The sequence below is a fragment of the Hafnia alvei genome (assembly GCF_900095695.1).
Taxonomy (GTDB): Bacteria; Pseudomonadota; Gammaproteobacteria; order Enterobacterales; family Enterobacteriaceae; genus Hafnia; species Hafnia alvei_B.
Genome location: NZ_FMIQ01000082.1, coordinates 53,339 through 73,602, shown reverse-complemented (window position 1 = coordinate 73,602; position 20,264 = coordinate 53,339). Strand labels below are relative to the sequence as shown.

Genomic DNA, 20,264 nt, shown 5'->3' with positions numbered 1-20,264 from the left:
TTTATTGGCATGTTCTTAGCCATGTTATTTTTGGCCGGCTGTCAGCATAAAGGCGGGCTTACCGCTGAACAAATTGCAGTACTAAAAGAACAAGGCTTTCAACAAACGGAAGAAGGGTGGATGTTTGGCCTATCTGAGAAAGTTCTTTTCGGTAACAATAAGTCCAATCTAACGCCAGAAAGCGTTGAAACAGTAAAACGAATGGGTAAAACGCTCGCGCAAATTAATATCATGCATGCGCGTCTGAGTGGCTACACTGATAATTATGGCGACGAAAGCTATAACCAACAGCTCTCTTTGAAAAGAGCCAATACCGTGGCGGATGCACTTTCTCAGGGTGGGATCCCACGAATGAATCTGACGACTCGTGGTATGGGTGAGAGTAACCCGATTGCGAGTAATAGTACTAAACAAGGCCGCTCAGAAAATAGACGCGTTGCTATTGTAATCGAGTCACCATAATTCAATTTTGGCTTGGGTATCACGGATGATGCCTACTCAATGATGCCATTCAAAGCCCGCGTTATTCAGCTTTCCTGATAGTAAAAATATTTAATCCGTTAATTAATTCCCTGTCGTTAATATAAGCTTTGCTAGTTATTTTCCTAGCCAAATCATCTTTACGTTTCAGGTGACTAAGATCACAAATTTTGACATTTGGACCATTTTGTTGAATTATTGTTATCTACCCGCTGCGTTATTTGAAGGATTAAATAAGGATAAAAGGGCCGAGAAATGCGTAGTTTAGCGGAGAATGGCTCTCCAATAACGCATATTGACGGCGATTTAGGCCACGTCTATCAGGCATAAGTGGCCACCGTGCACCTCAGCGAGATGGCTTTCGCTGTGCAGCACAAAATTTAGCAAGGAAACGATAATGAGATTAAGAAGAAAGCAGGCAAAGCCGCTACACATTAACGACATTACAATTATTGATGATGAAAAATTAAAAAAAGCTATCACCGCTGCTGCGCTTGGTAATGCAATGGAGTGGTTCGACTTTGGTGTATATGGCTTTGTGGCCTATGCACTTGGACAGGTATTTTTTCCCGGGGCAGATCCTGGCATTCAGATGATTGCCGCCCTAGCAACATTCTCTGTTCCATTTTTAATCCGTCCTCTCGGTGGCGTTTTCTTCGGCGCATTGGGCGATAAATTTGGTCGCCAAAAAGTTCTGTCCGTCACGATTATTATCATGGCCGTCAGCACGTTCTGTATTGGTTTAATCCCTTCCTATGCCTCTATCGGCATTTGGGCTCCGATTCTGCTGCTGTTAGCTAAATTAGCTCAGGGCTTTTCTGTCGGTGGTGAATATTCTGGTGCGGCAATCTTTGTTGCCGAATATTCTCCAGACAGAAAACGTGGATTTATGGGCAGCTGGTTAGATTTTGGTTCAATAGCCGGTTTTGTCCTTGGCGCAGGCGTCGTTGTTCTTATTTCTAGTATTGTCGGTGAGCAGGACTTCCTTGATTGGGGTTGGCGTATTCCGTTCTTTATTGCGGCTCCGTTGGGCTTAATCGGTCTTTATCTGCGTCATGCGCTGGAAGAGACTCCAGCATTCCAACAGCATGTCGATAAAATGGAAAAAGACGATCGCAACGCGATCCAAAATCCGCCTAAGACTTCATTTAGACAAATCGTTTCACAGCATTGGAAAAGCTTATTAACGTGCGTAGGTGTGGTAATTTCAACCAACGTAACCTATTACATGCTGCTGACGTATATGCCGAGTTATTTATCACATAACCTGCATTACTCTGAAGACCATGGGGTACTGATCATCATTGCTATCATGATTGGCATGCTGTTTGTGCAGCCAGTGATGGGGTTGATGAGTGACCGTTATGGCCGTAAGCCTTTTATTATTTTCGGCAGCGTTGGTTTACTGTTGTTGGCAATCCCATGCTTCAAGCTGATTAATAGTGATGTCATTGGGTTGATCTTCTTAGGCCTGCTTATCCTTGCCGTATTACTGAATGCCTTCACCGGCGTTATGGCATCGACGCTGCCTGCGATGTTCCCAACCCATATCCGTTACAGTGCTTTGGCGATCTCCTTCAACATCTCGGTTCTGGTGGCTGGTTTAACGCCAACAATTGCCGCGTGGTTAGTTGAGACGACAAACAACCTGTATATGCCAGCGTATTACCTTATGGTTGTTGCATTGATAGGTTTGGCAACGGGGATCTTTATGAAAGAAACCGCAAACAAACCGCTGCGTGGTGCAACGCCTGCGGCATCAGACCGCGCTGAAGCCAAAGAGTTGTTACAAGAAACGTATGACAACATTGAGCAGAAGGTCGAAGATATTAACGGGCAGATTGAGGAGTTGGAGCGTCAAAAACAACGCCTTATCGACCAGCATCCCAAGTTGGATTAAAGCATCTGACTGAATCAAGGGCCGCATTGCGGCCCTTTTTTGTTTGATAGCCCTAAGCCTTTACGCTATGTTTTTTGGATATAGTTTTCGGCAAAAGTTTACAATTTAAAAACACAGCTTGAAGCAGAAAGGTATAGGCTTTTTCCTAATAACTGTGAGCGTGTAGGAATAGTGCTCAGTTATCAGAGGAGCCAAATGATGAATGCAAAAAGAGTTAAAATTGCCCAGTCCGTCGCAAAATATGCCGTTGCACGCCATAGTTCAAGTCGCTGGAATACGGCAATGAAAATGCTTAAGGCTTCGCTTTTAGCCGGCGTTAGTGCCTCAGGCAGTGATGCATGATCATAAAAAACCTGCGGTGCCATGCTCTTTTGGGCACTCTCCGAGAGCATGTCACATCATGCTATAGGTAGCGGGTTGACTCATTACATCGACAAAGACGTCTTTTGCAACGGCCCAAAAATGGCTCATGCCGGCCGTGTTAATGGTGGTGCCAGATAACGCCAAAACCAGCCAACATGTGATGGCAAAACCAATGCCGCTGAATGTAAAGGCGACAAAACGATGGCCTTTTTTGCGGAATTTGACATTCAATGAGCTGGCAATAAACATCATAAACGTGCTCATAATTTCCCAGCGGGCGACGATCAGCCCGGTCATAACAGTACCCATGTAACCCAATCCTTACTCAATATTAAAATGTGACGTTGGTCACATTATAAATTCCAGCGAGCGAATGCTCCAGCAGGTTTTTCATCCAAAAGCCTGCATTACTGTTTCCAGAGAAAATCAGAGGCACTGCATCTTCGGATGAGCGTCTACGCTTAATCTAACAATCAGAAGGAGTGCAGAATGAATGATGAGCCAAAACCAGAAGAGATTGTCGATGAGAAACCCTCAGATGATTTAAAGGTCGATAACGAAGAAGAAAAGCAAGGGAAATCGATTAATACCGATGAAGAGCAGCTACCGTCGCGCGCGGCTGCGGTGCACGAAATTATTCGCCAAGAAGGAACGAAGGAGCTGGAGCGTGATATTTGGGCGCTTTTGTGGTCGGCGCTCGCCGCAGGACTTTCGATGGGGGCATCGTTGATGGCGAAGGGGATTTTTCATGTCAAACTGGATGGTGTTCCCGGCGCCTTTTTGTTAGAGAACTTTGGTTATACCTTCGGGTTTATAATCGTCATTATGGCGCGACAACAGTTGTTTACCGAGAATACGCTAACAGCAGTACTCCCCGTGATGACTAAACCCAATAAAACTAATTTTGTTTTGCTGATGCGGCTGTGGGGATTAGTTCTATTCGGCAATTTAATCGGCACAGGCCTTGTCGCGTTTATTTTTTGGTATTTGCCGGTATTTGATGTGGAAACGCGTGAGGCATTTGTAACAATCAGCCAGCAGGTGATGAGTAACTCGCCCACCGAGATGTTTGCTAACGCCGTTATTTCTGGTTGGATTATCGCCTCGATGGTCTGGATGTTTCCATCAGCCGGAGCCGCCAAAATTTGGGTGATTATTATCATGACGTATCTCGTTGCGATAGGTGATTTAACGCATATCGTTGTTGGCTCCGTTGAAGTTCTGTATCTCGTATTTTCAGGTCATCTAAATTGGCAGGCATTTTTATACCCATTTGCTTTACCTACGCTGGCTGGAAATATTATCGGAGGTACCTTCATTTTCGCGTTAATCAGCCATGCGCAGATACGTAATGAGTTGGATAAGTCGAAGAATAAAAATAGGGGCTGATAATCGGTATAGCGGGAGTGGTGTTGATTTCATATACTCGAAATGTTGACTCACCGAGTATCAAAAAACATACCAAGGATAGCATGACTAATGATTGAATTATTTAAAGCAATTGGACTAGGACTGGTGGTTTTGTTGCCGTTGGCAAACCCATTAACAACGGTTGCATTGTTTCTTGGCCTAGCCGGAAATATGAATCGCGAGGAGCGAAATCGCCAGTCGCTGATGGCTTCAGTCTATGTGTTCGCTATCATGATGGTCGCTTTCTACGCGGGCCAATTAGTCATGAACACCTTCGGTATCTCGATCCCAGGGCTACGCATCGCCGGTGGATTAATCGTGGCCTTTATTGGTTTTCGAATGCTATTTCCACAGCAGAAAATGGAAGATCGACCTGAGGTTGAAAGCAAAACCAAAGAGTTGGTCAAGCACCCAACGGCCAATATTGCTTTTGTACCGCTAGCGATGCCAAGCACCGCGGGGCCAGGAACTATCGCGATGATTATTAGCTCGGCGTCCACCATTAAGCACGGTGCTGATTTCCCCGAGTGGGTATTATTGGTTGCACCCGTACTGGTGTTTTTATCCGTCAGCGTTATTTTATGGGGGTGTTTGCGGAGCTCGGGTGCCATTATGAAGCTAGTGGGGAAGGGCGGTATTGACGCTATTTCCCGTTTGATGGGATTTTTATTAGTCTGCATGGGTGTTCAGTTTATCATTAATGGCATTTTAGAGATCGTGAAGACATTTCACGTGATGATCTAACGACACTGACTATCCCTCTCTTTGGCCACGTCTATGCTGCACGATGTGGCCTATCTCATTCACCGCTCGATAATTCTCCATTGTGTTCTAAAATGAAGATAGAAAGGTTGTCTTCTTTTTATACCAAAGGAGTTAAAAATGAGCGACGGTATGAAAGATTCTCTTATTCTTCTTTCCCGAATACTACTGATGCTGCTATTTATTATTTTTGGCTGGTGGAAATTAGCTCATTTTGAGCTAGCCGTTTCTGCGATGCAGGGCTATGGCGCACCGTTACCTTATATCTCTGCCATTATTGCCGTCGTTATTGAGTTTTTCTTTGGTTTAGCGATTATTCTTGGGCTCTGGACCCGGCCTATCGCTGCAATTTTTGCACTTTATGTTTTGGGAACCTCAATTATTGGACATCCATTCTGGAGACTGAGTGGGATGGATATGGTGCTTAACGAAATCAACTTTTATAAAAATATCAGCATTATCGGGGGCTTTTACTCTTGTTAGTGACAGGTGCAGGACGCTATTCACTTGATTATCGTTTGAGTAAAAAGCTGTAACCCTATTTATTTATCGACTAAACGGCCTCTTAGAAGGCCGTTTGCATATCCGAGAAATGAATTGCCTCTTCAAGCGCGGAGAATTCAGATTCGCCAAAAACGGTTATACCGTTTTCTCTGAGTAGTGAAGTTGTTAACCCCATTCCAGCGATGCGCTTCCCGCTGAAACTTCCATCGTAAATTTGTGAGCTACCGCATGATGGGCTGCCATCCGTGAGCAATGCAAATCGACATTGGTGCTGAAGGGCTAGCTGTAGGGCAATATGAGCCCCCGCCAAATAACCTGACGTCACGTCATGACTATTGGATTCAACCACCGTACGCTCGCCCAGCGGCGCAATACGTATTTCTGCACTTAAGCGTGGAGTTGGGAAACCCGCACTCACTTCAGGACAGCAAAGTACAAGCCGTCCTTCTTGCTGCCAGCGCAACAATGCAGGAGGCATAAACAGCTTGGCGCTCGCGTTATAGCGAACCGGAAAGCCCATTAAGCAGCTGCTAACTAATATTTTGGTGTGGGGTGCCATAAAAAAGCCTAAAAATGGTCGCCTTGCGAAGAGATTTATTTGCTATATACCACGCATTATCGCATGAAAAACATTGGGAATAGATGCCTAACTGATTAATAAATAGCATTTTCTGGCTGAAAATGATCCGCATGGGATGAATATTGCTCACTTGAGCAAAAAAAACATTTTAACGCTGGACAGCCACCGGGAAGGTCGCTAATATCTGCCCCCATTGGAAGGATGGCTGAGTGGTTTAAGGCAGCGGTCTTGAAAACCGTCGAGTGTAATAGCTCCTAGAGTTCGAATCTCTATCCTTCCGCCAAATTAGAACCCCAAGCTTGTAATGAGCTTGGGGTTTTTGCTTTTTAGCATGACCACAAGTCCCATGGCGAGTCTGCACGTTCTGTCTTGTCGCTTGGCGAAATTAGCGATCAAACGTGAGACCGAGTGAGTAGGGCTTCGTGTGGCGCTGGCGCCTTTATCGTTGAAAAATATTGGTATCTGAATGCGATGACTTGGAGGTGAGAATAGCAGCGGCGAAAGCGCGATTTTAGTGCTTTAGTTGGGATGACGGTTATGGAATGAGTTATGTACCGGAAACACAATGAGTGTTTTACACTCAATATTATATATTATAAATGTTTTAAAATGGTGTTGGACAGTATCAGAAAATATAGACAATAAATTTTTAATGTTCTTTATACGTTTATTAGTAAGGCTATTTTTATACTAAATATTATTTATAGCTTTGGATATTATATTTATTAGCATCGATAATTTTTCTTTTTTGGCTGATAGATAGAAAATTTCCCTAGGAATGTAACAACTAAGCCCTTCTACATCAATAAATTCGACGTTATGATCTCTCTCGATAAATGGCGATTTTTCTATCGTTTTTGAAACAAAACTTATCGCAAGGTTCTTTTTCACGAGTTCGATAGTTTGAGTTATTTCTGAAGTTGAAATCAGAGATGAATTTATACGCCTGTCATTTCTATATTGATGCATGTTTTTAAAGTAGGGAGAGCTAGGGGTGTGTCTTAGCTGTGCCCACGTTGCATTAGAAAGGACGGCTTCTACGTTGTTTTGGTACTTGTGAAGTAGGTCTTTCCCCGTCATCAGCATCAGCCTATCACCTTGGAGCTGCGTTGATTCAATATTTGCATAAGACTCTAAAGCGTCTCCGTTGTGGATATAAAAATCAATATTTTCATTATGCAAGTTGTAAGGAATATCTGTATCTATATTGATAATCTGGATGTTGTAATTATATTGCGTTAGCAAATTATCTAAAGCTGAACAAAGCCCCCAAAAGTAATAATTATTAACACCAATTTTAATGATTGGGTTTTGTGTCAAACCGCGGCCACGAACGATCTCATTTTCTAATTTCACTAGCTCCTCATATTTTGGGAGGAGTTCTGTATATAAACAGTTTCCCTTGCTAGTTAATTTTAAACCATCGTTTCTTCTAGTGAATAGCTCATACCCCAATTGTTCCTCAAGGTTGTTTATTGATTTCCCAAGCGGAGACGGTGTGATAAATAGCCGTTTTGCTGCTTTTTTAAAGGAAAGTTCTTGTGCGGTAATCATGAATAAGTTGAGGTTTTTTGACAGAACAAACATATGTATATAAACCATCCGATAAATAGTTAAATTGCCTACCTAAATTAATACAGATGAGTATTTTATTTTGAAAGCCTCGCAGTTAATAACTTAGGTTAATAATACCTAGTAAAATTATATTTGCAACTAATTTGAAATAACCATGCTTCGTTTTTAGTTTTGATATTTTTAAATCATGTAAAGAAATAATTACATTGTTTTAATTGCCGAAATTTTATTTCGTATTAATTGGATTTAATTCTTTCTGTAGTGTTAATTTATTGATTATGCAAATTACAGAATAAAATTAAATATTGCCAAAATAGTAAGGCTTATTAACATAGCAACGATATGCAGGCGCGTAATGAAATGATAAATTAATGTAACCAATTGAAATAAAGCACTTTTGTTTGGATTATGGGAGGTTGTTTATCAGAGCGCAGGCAATAGTTATGATTTTTACTCAATAATGAAGCGTGTTGATTGAATTATTTTCTCTAAGAGTTACTGGTATGTGTAATGTGTGGTTAAGGTTTTACGCCATTTAAAATATATAACTGCATGAATATGTATGATTTTGTGCCTATATGCTGCTGGTTATAGCCTGCTTGAGGTTGATTGAATTAACATTCTCAATACAAACTTCAATAAAAAAAATCGATCGGATTATGTTTCTTGAATGTTATGCCGCCGGCGTTCTAATAACCCTGTATATACAGGGTTATATAAAATTAAAGAATCAATACTATTTATAGTTACCTGCTCGTACAGGTCTTAGTAATATTACGTTGCGGTATTAATGTGACTTATGAAAAATATTGTATTATTAGAAAAAATGATGGTTTTTATCTATAAATAATATGGTTTGAGCTATATGAGGGGAGTGCAGAAAACCAATATTGATGGGACAGGACTTTATGAAGGTGGCCCGATGTTCGAGCCAATGTATTCTAAGATTCGAACACTACTTACTTATAGAGTTTGCAGACAATGTTTCAATCGCCATCAAAACGCCAGACTGATAGAGAGCATTAGATTCAATGCCGGCGGCTCCAAAAACAACCCCTTTCTGATTGTCTGTTACCGCAATAGACGGTGCGCTAGCATTGACGCCCGCTGAGTTGATGTTCGATTCTACCGTTAAAGGGATAAAGTCAGAGTTAAACTCATTGAAGCAAATGCCATCAGCATCTGTTTTCCACGCGATAATAAACCTTATGTCAGAGATATCCGTTGTGCAGGTGAAGGGCTGTATAGCGGGAAAACTCGTTTTATGATTCGATAAATTTAGCTCTAACCGATCGGTTCCAACTTTCGGCATCATTTTCTTTCTAGGGAAATAAGTAATGCTATCGCCATACACATCACTGTATGAAACTTCGGTTTCGCCGCCATCTGTGTATTCGAGGGTATAGACTATCTTGAGTTTTTTGTTAAAAGAGTCATAGGCGGTGGCAAATTTTTTGATTGCTGTCGTTTGGTACTCAAGAAGATTTGTTTGAATGATTTTGTTGTTTGAGCAGTAGCACTCGAAGAAACCCACGGAATGATCGTCGATATTGACAGCGATAATATCGCTATTTTCGGCCTGAGTTAAACACAGATTGAGTCTTGCTGACGTATGTAAATTGAGATCATCGGCGAAAAATGCGGCGTCGACGGTGCCCTCTAGTTCGGTAATGTAGGATGCATCTTTAAAAGTATCGGCTGCTTCATCAAAGCTGAGATACTGCATCTGAATCGATTGATTAAGTATTGAAAACCAGGTGACGAAAAAGAGCCCACTTGCAGTGTTAGGGATAACTCGCGGGGCAACGTTTATGCCAGCGCTGTCGCTGATTTTCTGAGGGACTTGCTGAGAATGTAATGCACCATTCGCATCGAGGCTAAAATAGCGAATAAAAATGCTTTTCTCATTTTCGTCAGTGGCTTCATCCCATACGGCAACAAAGCTATCATTTTGTGAAATACGGGTTAGATGCACATTTGATTGTGCATGTTCACTATTATTTGATATGCGAAATGGTTGCGGCATCACACCCGTGTTGGTAACCACTTTACCAAACACAGTGATATCAGCTGAACTCTTTCCGCTAGTGTATGCGATAACAAGATGGTTGGACTTGTCGGTATTAATGGCAGAATAAAGTGTATCTTCGTTGATAGTATCAACAAGGCAATAATACCCATTAAAAAAATGGCTTTTCATATCTGGCCTATTTCATTAAGTAACAGGCAGCGCTATCGCTGCCTGCTATTCACTTTATCGTTAGCGGTACAGCTAACGTTTAACGTTAATATTAAAAAATTATTCTACTGCAAGCAGAATGGCTTGGGATGACAACGTTTCACCGTCAAGAGCTAATGCATTAAACAGGTAGCAAGTCTGGTTATCAGTAATAACAATACGTACGTTGTCGCTATTTTTGTCTCCGTTATTCAATACGTTCTCTGCACCCATTGGAATAAAGTTTTTAGAAACTTTAATAGTATGAACTGATTACTCAGCACATTCCCACGCGATGACATATTGGCGGTCATTTTGATCGGATAAATGCGGGGTGCGTTTGATGTATGGACGACGACCTAGGAACGTTGATTGGTTAATTTTAATAGCGGCACGCGGTTGAACTGGATAATCACTGCGCATACGCGTTGGGAAATACTGAACGGTATCACCATAGATGTCACCATTATCACTAGTGGTAAAGACCATCTTAATCGTGGTGGTCTGATCGTCAAAGGCCATATGGAATTTACTGATGCTGTTTGCCTGATACTCAGGCATGGCGTTTTGTGATACCTGATTATTTGCAAAGCCAAATTCGAAGAAGGCAAGGGTAGTGCCATCTACCGTAAAAGCACCAATGATTTTGTCAGCAGCATTAACCAAGCAGGCGTTCGTATTTACGGATTCGTTCAGGTTGAAAGTTGCACTAAAGAAGTTTGGACTGACTGCAGCATCAAGCGTGCCTAGATAGCCTTTCTGGGTGAATTGGCTCGCTGCATCATCCCAGTCGAAAAAGCCCATCTTAATCTCTTTATCTAATACCGCAGCCCAGGTGACGAAGAAGAGATCTAATTGTTTGTTGTAAACAATGCGTGGAGCCATGTAATCGCCATTGCTTTGGCTAATAACCTGTGAAGAACCTTTAGGGATAATGTTGCCTTCAGGGCCGATGGTAAAGCGACGAATGCTAATTTGATATTTCTGGGTGGACGAAATTGCACTGGTAGCCCAAACAGAAACAAAATCATCGGTGCCTGCGACAGGTGCTAAGTCCGCATCAAACTGGTTATAGTCTGTAACATCAGGAATGAAGACAGGCTGAGGCATCGCCCCATCTTTGGTAATCACTTTTGCATAGGCTGACTTATAGTCTTTAGTTCGCATAGAAACATAACTGCTAACAAGATGTTTGCTCTTAGCGGTTAAAATAGTTGAGCAGATTGACTCGCTATTGGATGTATCGACAAAAGTGTGTAGTCCGACTGGGAAATTAGTGGTCATACATGGTCCTTTAATTGTTTGTTTAATATTTTCAGAATATTGCCATGACGTGCATGGTAATGGATTACACCCAGCGGAATATGCTCCCGTGAGCGTGATAGTAATGTCCTGATTGCAATGACCAGCAGGAACAATGATGGTTGCAACACCATTCCATAACTGACTGTTGCTGTCATAAGACATAGATAGCGTATGTACGTCTTGATCGGTGCTTAATGTTGCATTGAGCGACATACACTCGTTGTTCCAATATTTAGCATCAACCTTAATAGTAGTCTCTGAATTGTCAGCTGAGCTTGTTACTTCTGTTACTGATATTGACGTATCAACACCGATCAACTGCACTTCTGCGGTTGAGATTATTTTTGTGCCATCCCACGTTGAATTTGGCAGCGTTGGTTTGATAACCAAGGTATATGTGCGATTGCCAAACTCATTAATAATATTTCGTAGGACATCAATGTTTTGATCAGCTGTAATTGCGACCGTTATTTCAGTTCTGTCTTTTGTTACAGGGGTTGAGTTAACAATATGACTGTTCCCAACCAGCAACTCAGCACCGTCAACGGGGTTAATAATGTAAGTGTCGATAACCATGTCTAGCGTTTCACCACTGCCAAAAAAGTAATCTATTTCGGCAGTGAGCAATAGGGTACCGTCAGCATACTCTTGTTTACAGGGCTCTAGCGTAGCGCTATTAAGAATGATCATTTTTTTGTCATGGTCTTTGAATAATAAAATGATGTGCCGTAGTCTTCAAAAATACGGTTATCAATTTGAGCACTCATCACTAATGTATCTGTGCTCATATCGTAGGCAGTTTTGATATTGGCTGGGTTAGATAAATCGAGCATCTCCTCAGGTGATAAAATAAGTAGATTTTTATCTACATAAATAACATACGGGTTTGTGCCTTCCCATGTTACTGCATAATTTGTATTACATTTTTCAATATAAGGGCGGTTGTAGCTTCCCTGAGTTTGACTAATAACAACGTTGTTTTCGACGAGATTATGATTTCCATTAGGATCGAGCGACTGAGCCGCTAGATAAATGTCACCTGACTCGGTATTGGCATAGGTGACAAAGATCATTTTCTCTTCTTTGTCGAGATATGTTTCATGGAACCCAATATTGTCATAAGCAAAGTCAAACAGACGCTGCTGTGAGAGCGTTTTATCTTGATATGTCAAAAGCAGGGTATGAATTGAGTCAGTTTGAACCTTGTACTGTAGATAGAATGTATTATCCCCGCCGTCAACGACTGTTAGGTTAGCAATTTTATTGCGTTTTGAGCTGAGATAGGAATCGCTGACTTTTGACGTAATCACCATTGGTGAAGATACCAGTGAAAAATCGCTTAAACGATACTGAGAGATAGTCACTTGCTCGGTGGAACATTCAACTTTTGCGATGAATAAGAATTCTTCGCAAATAAAGCTTAAAGGCAAAATAGCCGCATTGTTGGTGCTAATAGATTCAACCTCATGCGTACGTACTACCTCCAAGCGCTCATTAATTTCTGCATAGTGCAATGATGTGAAGCCAAAAGCATGCGCTTCAATCCAGGTCATCGCAAGGTTAAGTCCTTTTGGATTAATAGAAACTTTCACATCAGTAATAGTTGCATTGCTGGTAGCGACTGTGGCCTGTTCGAAACCGGACTGCACAATGATTTCTGATTTATAGGGAAATAAAGTAAGTTCAGTGTGAATAGAGTAATTCTTGTTTCGGTACATTGTTAAACATTCATTTTTATATCTGTTCATTTAAAACGACCTCGTGGTTAGTTGTTGGGTAATGCCTTACCCCTTTTGGGTTAGTGGTTAAATCGCAATTAATGGATGTTTAATGGCAATAAATGATACCCCTCTGATTTTGCATTCTCTGTTTCATCTCTATTACCTCAGTAGAGGAGCTGCACTTCTCTTTCATATTTATGAGAAATGAAGTTTTATGTGATTATTCCTAATGCCACAAGGTTGGCCGTGCGATGGGCTTTATCTGCTATTGATAACATTTATTGTTATGAATTTGGTGGTTTGGCTAACAATTATTGTTGTGGGTTTTTAAAAGGAATAATCATCTATGATTGAATTGTTTAATCGAAAACTAAGTCGTGCAATGGCATTTTCCTAGAATAAAAAACCAAAATGCATTCTTGCTTGTTGTGCTTTGTGTTGTAAATCATCCAATGTCTTATTTTTTTCAATATATAAAATCGAAAACATCCTCTTTCGGTGAAATAGGTTTTATTGGTGAATAGGGAGGGATAATATATTTGGGAACACAGCAAGGTGGCATTATTTAGAGAATATAACCTCTATGTTTTCTGTGCAGCGGATAATAAAAACGTATTGCTCATTACTATGAGATTGCTGGGATTCTCGGTTATTGAGTGGGGTTGTCATGTTTGTTATGCGAAGTTCATTCGCTGTTTTCCTTGTCAGTGTTGGTGTCCAATTAAATATAACTTTACTTTAGGGTTTAAAATGAAACTTAATAAATTAGCGGCAGTAGTATCTTTGGTGATGATGGCAGGAACTGCAAGCGCAGCAATTACAGGAACGCCAGGTGGCCAAGGTAAAGTAAACTTCAACGGTCAAATTGTTGATGCGCCATGTACTATCAAAAATGATTCTACTAACCAGACGGTTGAAATGGGTGCTATTACCATGAGCACGCTGGAAGCAGGTCGTTCAGCGCTTATTCCTTTTGAATTGCATTTAGAATCTTGCGAACTAAAAGCTGATGGATCTGCATATAAAGCGGCTATCGTTTTTGACGGTGTTCGTGCGGTAGCTGGTCAAGACGATTTGCTGCTGCTGAACGGCACTGCAAAAGGTGCTGGCTTAGGGATCATTGGTAAAAGCGGTAAAGATTTAGTTCTGGGCGATGAAGCCGATCTTGGTGATATGCTTAAAGGTGATAATACCCTGAACTTTACTGCTTATTTACAGAAGACTGGTGGTTCCTCAGCGGTAATTATTCCAGGTAGCTTTACCAGCGTTGCTAATTTCACAATGACTTATAACTAATTATTCCGATTAGTGATGAGAATAGGGGATTTATTTCCCCTATATTCTCAGCGTTTTTTTATTGTGGAATGGGGGTGGCGTATGTCTTGGTTGAAAATAGTGCGGCGTAATTTTGTGCTATGTGCCAAAGCGATAATGCCATTTTCTGTATTTTCAGCTAATGCTGCCGAGCACGGGCGAGTCAATATGAATGGGTCAATAGTTGCCAGTGCCTGTGCACTCGCGGTTGAGAGTATCGATCAGCATATTGATTTGGGCGCTTTGCCCATCGGTATGATTGCTCGTAATGGGCAGGGGCCTGAGAAGCCATTTCATATAAGTTTAGAAGGGTGTGAAGTATTTAGACCTGGAAATTGGTCATTTAACAGTGTTCGAGTGACATTTGATGGATTACACGATGACGTCCCTCATCTTATTAAACTGATTGGAAACGCTCAAGGGGTTGGTTTACTGATTAAAGACAGTGAAGGGAATAACATATTTCCCGGCGAAGCTTTAACCTCGTTGCCGCTCAAACAAGGTGCTATGACACTGAATTACACGCTATCACTAGAAAAAAATAATGAAAAATTATTGCCAGGGGGATATCGCGCGGGTATTCGCTTCAAAGTTGAGTACGAATAATTGGCGCATTTTAACTACGACTAAATCGACGCTTGAGAAAGTCAGTGGGCATGCTTATGCCATGCAGTGATTAATCTATTTTCAAGACATATTTGATATTACGTAAGCAGTGCCTGAGAACCTGTGTTGCAGCTTTATTGTATTGGTGTTTCTCCCAAGTAGTGAGCTGTAAATACCTTAGTTTGCGATCTCTTTTTACGTAATAAATTTTGCTGATGATGTGATCGGAAGTCGTTTTCAAGTGCATCTGCGATGTAGCTTGCGATGGCGATTTTGTGCTGGAGTATTGGTTATAATGAATACGAATTTAATATTTGCTGAGTCTAAAATTGCGCTCAGTAAACTAAGTATCATTATTACAGTCGCATTGGTTTCTCTTTATTCCAATACGGTGGTCGCTGTTGAATTCAACACTGACGTTTTAGATTTGAATGATAAAGACAACATCGATTTTTCTCGATTTTCTCAGGCAAACTACATTTTGCCTGGCACATATCGTATGGACGTACGCTTAAATAGTCAGGCACTTAATGAGTACGATGTGGTGTATTTGTCCCTGCCGGAAAATGCAGAGACAAGTGTTCCATGTATTCCTGAAAGTATGATCCGTGAGCTAGGTTTAAAGCCTGATGTAATGGATAAAATTACCTATTGGCAATCCAATTCACAGCTGCAATGTGCAGATATGTCTATGTTGTCAGGAGCCTCTGCGCGGGGAGATTTGGGGACAAGCGCCTTACAGCTGAATATTCCGCAGGCTTATCTAGAATATAGCGATCCTAATTGGACGCCTCCATCTCGTTGGGACAACGGCGAGCCCGGCGTTCTGTTTGATTACAATCTCAATTCAAATTACACCAAGCCTCACGATGGGCAGCAGAGTCAAACTGCGAGTGTAAACGGCACCGTTGGTGCGAATGCGGGGCCATGGCGCCTGCGCGGTGATTATCAAGGTAGCTACAACCACAGCAGTACCGCAGGGCAAGCAACGACGCGAAACCTAGATTGGAGCCGAGTGTATCTGTTTCGCGCGCTGCCACAAATGCGTGCCGTTTTAACGATGGGTGAGAGCTATCTTGCATCCAGTTTGTTTGATTCATGGCGTTATAGCGGCGTTAGCCTAAACAGCGATGAGCGTATGTTACCGCCTTCGCTGCGTGGTTATGCACCTGAAGTCACGGGGATTGCTAAGACCAATGCCAAAGTGACGGTGAGTCAACAGGGGCGCGTGCTTTATGAAACGACGGTGCCATCGGGGCCATTTCGTATTCAGGATTTAAGCAGTGCCGTCAGCGGTAAGCTCGATGTGAAGGTTGAAGAGCAAGATGGCTCAGTACAAACGTTCCAAGTGGATACGGCCACGATTCCATATCTCACTCGTCCTGGCCAAGTTCAGTACAAACTGGCTTCAGGACGGCCGTCAACCTATGACCATCATATCGATGGCCCTCTATTTACTTCCGGCGAGTTTTCGTGGGGGGTGACTAATGGCTGGTCATTATATGGCGGCTCAATTATTGCTGGTGATTATAACTCAGCGGCGTTGGGGATTGGTCGCGATCTCTATTCTCTAGGCGCACTATCAGCGGATATTACGCAATCCTTTGCCCAACTTCCGAACCAAGTAAAAAAACAGGGTAAATCTTGGAGAGTGAGTTATTCCAAACGCTTTGATAGCACTAACAGCGAAATTACTTTTGCTGGGTACCGTTTTTCCGAACGTAACTTTATGTCGATGGGGGAATTTCTTGACGCTAAATATCGTGACGGCAGCACTGGCAATAATAAAGAGCTTTACACCATTACAGCCAGTAAGGGCTTTGATGATTTGCGTTTAAGTCTCTATGGATCATATAGCCATCAGACTTATTGGGATCAGTCGGCTGACGATCGCTATAGCCTGTCGGCGAGTACGTATTTTGATTTAGGCCCACTGAAAAGCACATCACTCATGATTTCGGCGACCCGTAGTCAATACGAAGGTAACAATGATGATGTGATCTATCTGAGCATGAGCATCCCGTGGGGCACGGCCTCAGTAAGCTATACCGGACAGTATAACGATAAAACCTATACCCAATCCGCGAGTTATTACGACCGTATAGACAACAATAATAATTATCGCCTTTCTGCGGGTAACTCGATGGGGGGCGCGAATGGCACCAGTACACAAGGGAGTGGCTATTTTACCCACCACGGCGATGCCGCAGAGATGACGGCGAATGCCAGCTATAGCCAAAATAACTATACCTCCCTTGGACTCTCCCTGCAGGGAGGGCTGACTGCCACGGCGAAAGGTGCGGCGCTCCACGCGGACGGCGGCAATGGCTCAACGCGTTTGATGGTTGATACCGGCAAAGTTTCCGGTGTTCCGGTCAATAACGGCCGCGTTCATACCAATATGTTTGGCCTTGGTGTTATCGCTGATGTTGGCAGTTTCTACCGAAATACAACCAGCTTAGATCTCACGACGATGCCAGACGATATTGAGGCCAATCAATCCGTGGTTGAGTCTTCACTAACCGACGGAGCGATAGGTTATCGCAAGTTTTCTGTGGTTCAAGGTGCGAAAGCGATGGTGGTGTTGGCCATGGAAGATGGCCGTCATCCACCGTTTGGCGCGAGCGTTTTTAGCCGCGAAGGGCGCGAAATAGCGGTGGTGGCGGATAGCGGTCAGGCATGGTTGACCGGTTTACAGGCCAATGAAACGTTAGACGTGAAATGGGATGGCCAGACACAGTGCCAGGTCACGTTGCCCAATAAATTGGACACGCTATCTAGTCTGTTATTGCCGTGCCAAGCAGTTGGTAAGAATGAAGAAGTGAAGTAGTACCAGACGAGATGAACTCCAGTGGCATAGAGAAATACTGGTCTGAAAAAAATAGTGAAATTATCAATGCGAACAAGTGAGTACCTGTGTACTCGTGGTGAAATAACAGGTGAGTTGTCTAGCCTGCACAAATTGAAAAAGAGTAATGAAGCATGAAAATAATGTATAGCGTAGCACTGGGCGGGGCTTTAATGCTGAGCGTTCAAGCAGGTTACGCCGCAATAGCGTTAGATCGTACTCGGGCCATTCTTGATGGAAGCGAAAAAGCGATTGCTTTGACAATCCGTAACGACAATCCACGTTTACCTTATTTAGCGCAGGCTTGGCTGGAGGATCTGGAGGGTCACCGTATCACTGGGCCACTGATTGCTGTGCCGCCGGTTCAGCGAGTAGAACCAGCAACAAAAAGCCAAATCAGCATTAGCAGTTTGCCGAGTGTAAGTGCCTTGCCACAAGATCGTGAGTCTGCGTTTTATTTCAATGTACGAGAGATACCACCGCGCAGCGACAAGCCGAATGTTATGCAGGTAGCGCTACAAACTAAGATTAAATTATTTTATCGGCCGAGCAGTATAACGCCGAAATCTGGCGATGTTTGGCAAGATAAATTGGTACTGACCAAGATAAATAGTGGTTATCAAGTTGACAATCCGACGCCGTTTTACGTAACGGTTATTGGATTATCCGGCACGCCGAAAGGGTTAGTTAAAGATTTCAAAGCGGTAATGATTGCACCAAAATCCACGGTGAAAGTTCAGGCGCATCATTATGATTCTCCTTACATGACGTATATCAACGATTATGGCGGACGACCAACGCTGAAATATCGGTGTCAGGGTGATGTTTGCCATGCGGAACCGCATCAAGAATAAAAGCGATAATGACCCGCTGAAAACAGCGAATAACGCTTGCTGCTGTCCTTCAGAATTAAACATGAGTATCAGCCAAGGATATAACAATGGGATGGCAACATAATCATTCCGGTTTAAGAATGGGATTACTGCTGTGTTTTTTAGCATGTGGCTTTAATAATCAGCCCGTTCAAGCAAAAGAGTCTGCGCCGATTGATGGTTGGTTCGTAGAAGGCATGCATGGTGAGATTGACGTCAGCGGCGAATTAACCGAATCGCCTTGTTATCTCAGTATGGAGTCAGCGGAACAGACGGTGAATTTGGGTACTATTCCGCGATATCGCCTACAGAAAATAGGCGACCGTGCACCTGAGATTGCTGTTCATATTCAACTGAAAGACTGTGGCATGGTGTCAAATCATGTGCAAGACGATGAACATGACGAGACGCTATATAGCCTACCGGACCAGCAGGTGGCATTTATGACAATTAACGGTAATGAGGCTGACAATAGCCTGCATTTATTACAGGTCAAAGGTGAGGCGAAAGGCGTAGCACTTCGGTTAGAGGATAGTAAACATCAACAGCTGCGAGTCGGTGAGCATAGTCGCGGTCTGATCATGTCGCAGGGAAATACCGATATGGTGCTATACGCAATGCTTGAGCGAACGGAAATGCCTTTAAAAGAAGGCAAGTTCAATGTACTGATGAATTTTACGCTGGGATACCATTAATATATCAAAGGGAGGGCCAAGTGAAACGAAATACAAAATATGCAAAAGTATTTTCTACGATGTTGATATTAAATTTGCTATTAGCGCCTATCTTCGGATATGCCGACGAGGGAGACACCGCTACTGTTGAAGTTAAGGGGAAGATTTTTGTCCAGCCACCGTGCCATATCAATAATGATAAAGACATAAAATATGAGTTTGGCAAGGTTGTGGTGAGTGATGTGGGAACAGATAAAACGAAAATAGCACATGATTTAAAATTTGTTTGCGACTATTCACCAACGGCACAGCTATTTTTAACCGTGACAAGCCAAAACCCTGTTCCTTCTATCACAAATGCGATAGCTGTTAATGATTCAGGGCTAGGTGTCGCATTTTTTAATGCAAGTTACAATGATACGGAAGTGGATATAAATTCGCCCATCAAAATTACAGATGGCACCATAATGTCATTAACTGCCCAATTGATAAACTATAAGCCAGGCACGGAGCTTAAGACCGGGGCGTTCTCTGCCAGTGTCATTCTAGAAACGAGTTTCCCATAAAGTATTAGAGGTGTACTCATGATGAATAGATTAAGACCTCAACTTAATTTCTGCCAGAGAATAGCGATTTGCTTTATTGTTTTAATATTTAGCTCATCGGTCAATGCTATTACGGCATCATTTTCTGGCGAGCTGATTGAAATTCCCTGCACGTTTAGCAATAGTGCAGATCTTGATTTTGACTTTAAGGACGTTGTGGCTCAAGAGGTTGATGGAATCAATCACGCGGTTGAGCAACGGGTAGACGTTAGCTGTTATGCCTCAGCGACGCTACCTACTCAGTTACTCTCGCTGACGATTAACGGCTCGCACCTTGCTGGCGCCGCCGACAACATTGTCGATAGCGGTTTACCCAACCTAGGCATTGCGTTAACGAATAGTATCAACGGCAACGAACTTCCTTTAGGACAGCCGATTAAAGATATAGGTGTTGCTGGGGCCAATTCAATGAGCTTTATTTTGAAAGCAACACTAATAAATAACTCTACGAATAATGCCACATTAGATGCTGGGGATTTTTCGACGGATCTGGTGCTGAGTGCTAAATACGAGTAAAGGAATGAAAA

At 42.5% G+C, this 20,264-nt stretch carries 19 protein-coding genes, 1 tRNA gene and 1 pseudogene; 14 read left to right on the top strand and 7 right to left on the bottom strand.

The window, feature by feature from the left end; genetic code table 11:
* The first annotated feature begins 9 nt into the window (after positions 1-9).
* The 3 genes from BN1044_RS22220 (at position 10) to BN1044_RS23645 (ending at position 2,722) form a co-directional block, all read left to right on the top strand.
* A complete protein-coding gene (locus BN1044_RS22220; protein ID WP_072310522.1) occupies positions 10-462 on the top strand; it encodes an outer membrane lipoprotein YfiB in 453 nt (150 codons plus the stop codon).
* Positions 463-877: 415 nt separating this feature from the next.
* Positions 878-2,380: a glycine betaine/L-proline transporter ProP gene (gene proP, locus BN1044_RS22215; RefSeq protein ID WP_072310513.1), complete on the top strand. Its 1,503-nt coding sequence runs from the start codon at positions 878-880 to the stop codon at positions 2,378-2,380.
* Positions 2,381-2,578: 198 nt separating this feature from the next.
* Positions 2,579-2,722, top strand: a complete 144-nt coding sequence (locus BN1044_RS23645; RefSeq protein ID WP_175421638.1) for a hypothetical protein — start codon at positions 2,579-2,581, stop codon at positions 2,720-2,722.
* Between the two features lie 51 nt (positions 2,723-2,773).
* Here the strand turns inward: BN1044_RS23645 and BN1044_RS22210 are convergent, their stop codons facing one another.
* Complete coding sequence (locus tag BN1044_RS22210) at positions 2,774-3,052, bottom strand: YjcB family protein (RefSeq protein WP_072310512.1); 279 nt, start codon at positions 3,050-3,052, stop codon at positions 2,774-2,776.
* A gap of 180 nt (positions 3,053-3,232) precedes the next feature.
* Here BN1044_RS22210 and BN1044_RS22205 point away from each other — a divergent pair, with 180 nt between their 5' ends.
* From BN1044_RS22205 to BN1044_RS22195, 3 genes and pseudogenes are all read left to right on the top strand, one after another.
* Positions 3,233-4,132 (top strand): formate/nitrite transporter family protein, encoded by a 900-nt coding sequence (locus BN1044_RS22205; RefSeq protein ID WP_072310511.1) that lies wholly within the window; start codon positions 3,233-3,235, stop codon positions 4,130-4,132.
* Positions 4,133-4,222: 90 nt separating this feature from the next.
* Positions 4,223-4,897 (top strand): MarC family NAAT transporter, encoded by a 675-nt coding sequence (locus BN1044_RS22200; protein WP_072310510.1) that lies wholly within the window; start codon positions 4,223-4,225, stop codon positions 4,895-4,897.
* A gap of 138 nt (positions 4,898-5,035) precedes the next feature.
* A pseudogene (locus BN1044_RS22195) lies at positions 5,036-5,451 on the top strand (DoxX family protein).
* A gap of 29 nt (positions 5,452-5,480) precedes the next feature.
* On the opposite strand, the gene BN1044_RS22190 reads toward BN1044_RS22195, so the two are convergent.
* Positions 5,481-5,978 (bottom strand): 2-thiouracil desulfurase family protein, encoded by a 498-nt coding sequence (locus tag BN1044_RS22190; protein WP_072310509.1) that lies wholly within the window; start codon positions 5,976-5,978, stop codon positions 5,481-5,483.
* A 216-nt stretch (positions 5,979-6,194) separates the two neighbouring features.
* Between BN1044_RS22190 and BN1044_RS22185 the strand changes: the two genes are divergently transcribed.
* Positions 6,195-6,282 (top strand) — tRNA-Ser (locus tag BN1044_RS22185).
* Positions 6,283-6,689: 407 nt separating this feature from the next.
* On the opposite strand, the gene BN1044_RS22180 is transcribed toward BN1044_RS22185, so the two are convergent.
* From BN1044_RS22180 to BN1044_RS22165, 5 genes are all read right to left on the bottom strand, one after another.
* The gene (locus BN1044_RS22180; protein ID WP_168780281.1) at positions 6,690-7,586 is read right to left on the bottom strand and encodes a LysR family transcriptional regulator; all 897 of its coding nucleotides are present in this window, start codon (positions 7,584-7,586) and stop codon (positions 6,690-6,692) included.
* A 943-nt stretch (positions 7,587-8,529) separates the two neighbouring features.
* Positions 8,530-9,774 (bottom strand): hypothetical protein, encoded by a 1,245-nt coding sequence (locus tag BN1044_RS22175; RefSeq protein ID WP_072310507.1) that lies wholly within the window; start codon positions 9,772-9,774, stop codon positions 8,530-8,532.
* 99 nt (positions 9,775-9,873) lie between these two features.
* Entirely contained in the window at positions 9,874-10,008 is a 135-nt protein-coding gene (locus BN1044_RS24145) for a hypothetical protein (RefSeq protein WP_282100178.1), read from the bottom strand.
* A 57-nt stretch (positions 10,009-10,065) separates the two neighbouring features.
* Positions 10,066-11,787 carry a hypothetical protein gene (locus BN1044_RS22170; RefSeq protein ID WP_072310506.1) on the bottom strand — a complete coding sequence of 574 codons (1,722 nt, stop codon included), beginning with the start codon at positions 11,785-11,787 and terminating at the stop codon, positions 10,066-10,068.
* On the bottom strand, positions 11,784-12,845 hold the full coding sequence (locus tag BN1044_RS22165; RefSeq protein ID WP_139130993.1) for a hypothetical protein: 1,062 nt from the start codon (positions 12,843-12,845) through the stop codon (positions 11,784-11,786). The genes BN1044_RS22170 and BN1044_RS22165 overlap by 4 nt, the downstream gene beginning before the upstream one ends.
* 723 nt (positions 12,846-13,568) lie before the next feature.
* Here BN1044_RS22165 and BN1044_RS22160 point away from each other — a divergent pair.
* The 7 genes from BN1044_RS22160 (at position 13,569) to BN1044_RS22130 (ending at position 20,253) form a co-directional block, all read left to right on the top strand.
* Entirely contained in the window at positions 13,569-14,114 is a 546-nt protein-coding gene (locus BN1044_RS22160) for a fimbrial protein (protein ID WP_072310504.1), read from the top strand.
* Positions 14,115-14,195: 81 nt separating this feature from the next.
* The gene (locus BN1044_RS22155; RefSeq protein ID WP_072310503.1) at positions 14,196-14,738 is read left to right on the top strand and encodes a fimbrial protein; all 543 of its coding nucleotides are present in this window, start codon (positions 14,196-14,198) and stop codon (positions 14,736-14,738) included.
* Between the two features lie 295 nt (positions 14,739-15,033).
* Complete coding sequence (locus tag BN1044_RS22150; RefSeq protein ID WP_081329650.1) at positions 15,034-17,568, top strand: fimbria/pilus outer membrane usher protein; 2,535 nt, start codon at positions 15,034-15,036, stop codon at positions 17,566-17,568.
* A gap of 152 nt (positions 17,569-17,720) precedes the next feature.
* Positions 17,721-18,440, top strand: coding sequence for a fimbria/pilus periplasmic chaperone (locus BN1044_RS22145; protein ID WP_072310502.1), 720 nt, complete (start codon positions 17,721-17,723; stop codon positions 18,438-18,440).
* A gap of 86 nt (positions 18,441-18,526) precedes the next feature.
* Positions 18,527-19,153 (top strand): fimbrial protein, encoded by a 627-nt coding sequence (locus BN1044_RS22140; protein WP_072310501.1) that lies wholly within the window; start codon positions 18,527-18,529, stop codon positions 19,151-19,153.
* Positions 19,154-19,173: 20 nt separating this feature from the next.
* The gene (locus BN1044_RS22135; RefSeq protein ID WP_072310500.1) at positions 19,174-19,698 is read left to right on the top strand and encodes a fimbrial protein; all 525 of its coding nucleotides are present in this window, start codon (positions 19,174-19,176) and stop codon (positions 19,696-19,698) included.
* Positions 19,699-19,716: 18 nt separating this feature from the next.
* Positions 19,717-20,253: a fimbrial protein gene (locus BN1044_RS22130; protein WP_072310499.1), complete on the top strand. Its 537-nt coding sequence runs from the start codon at positions 19,717-19,719 to the stop codon at positions 20,251-20,253.
* Positions 20,254-20,264: the final 11 nt, after the last annotated feature.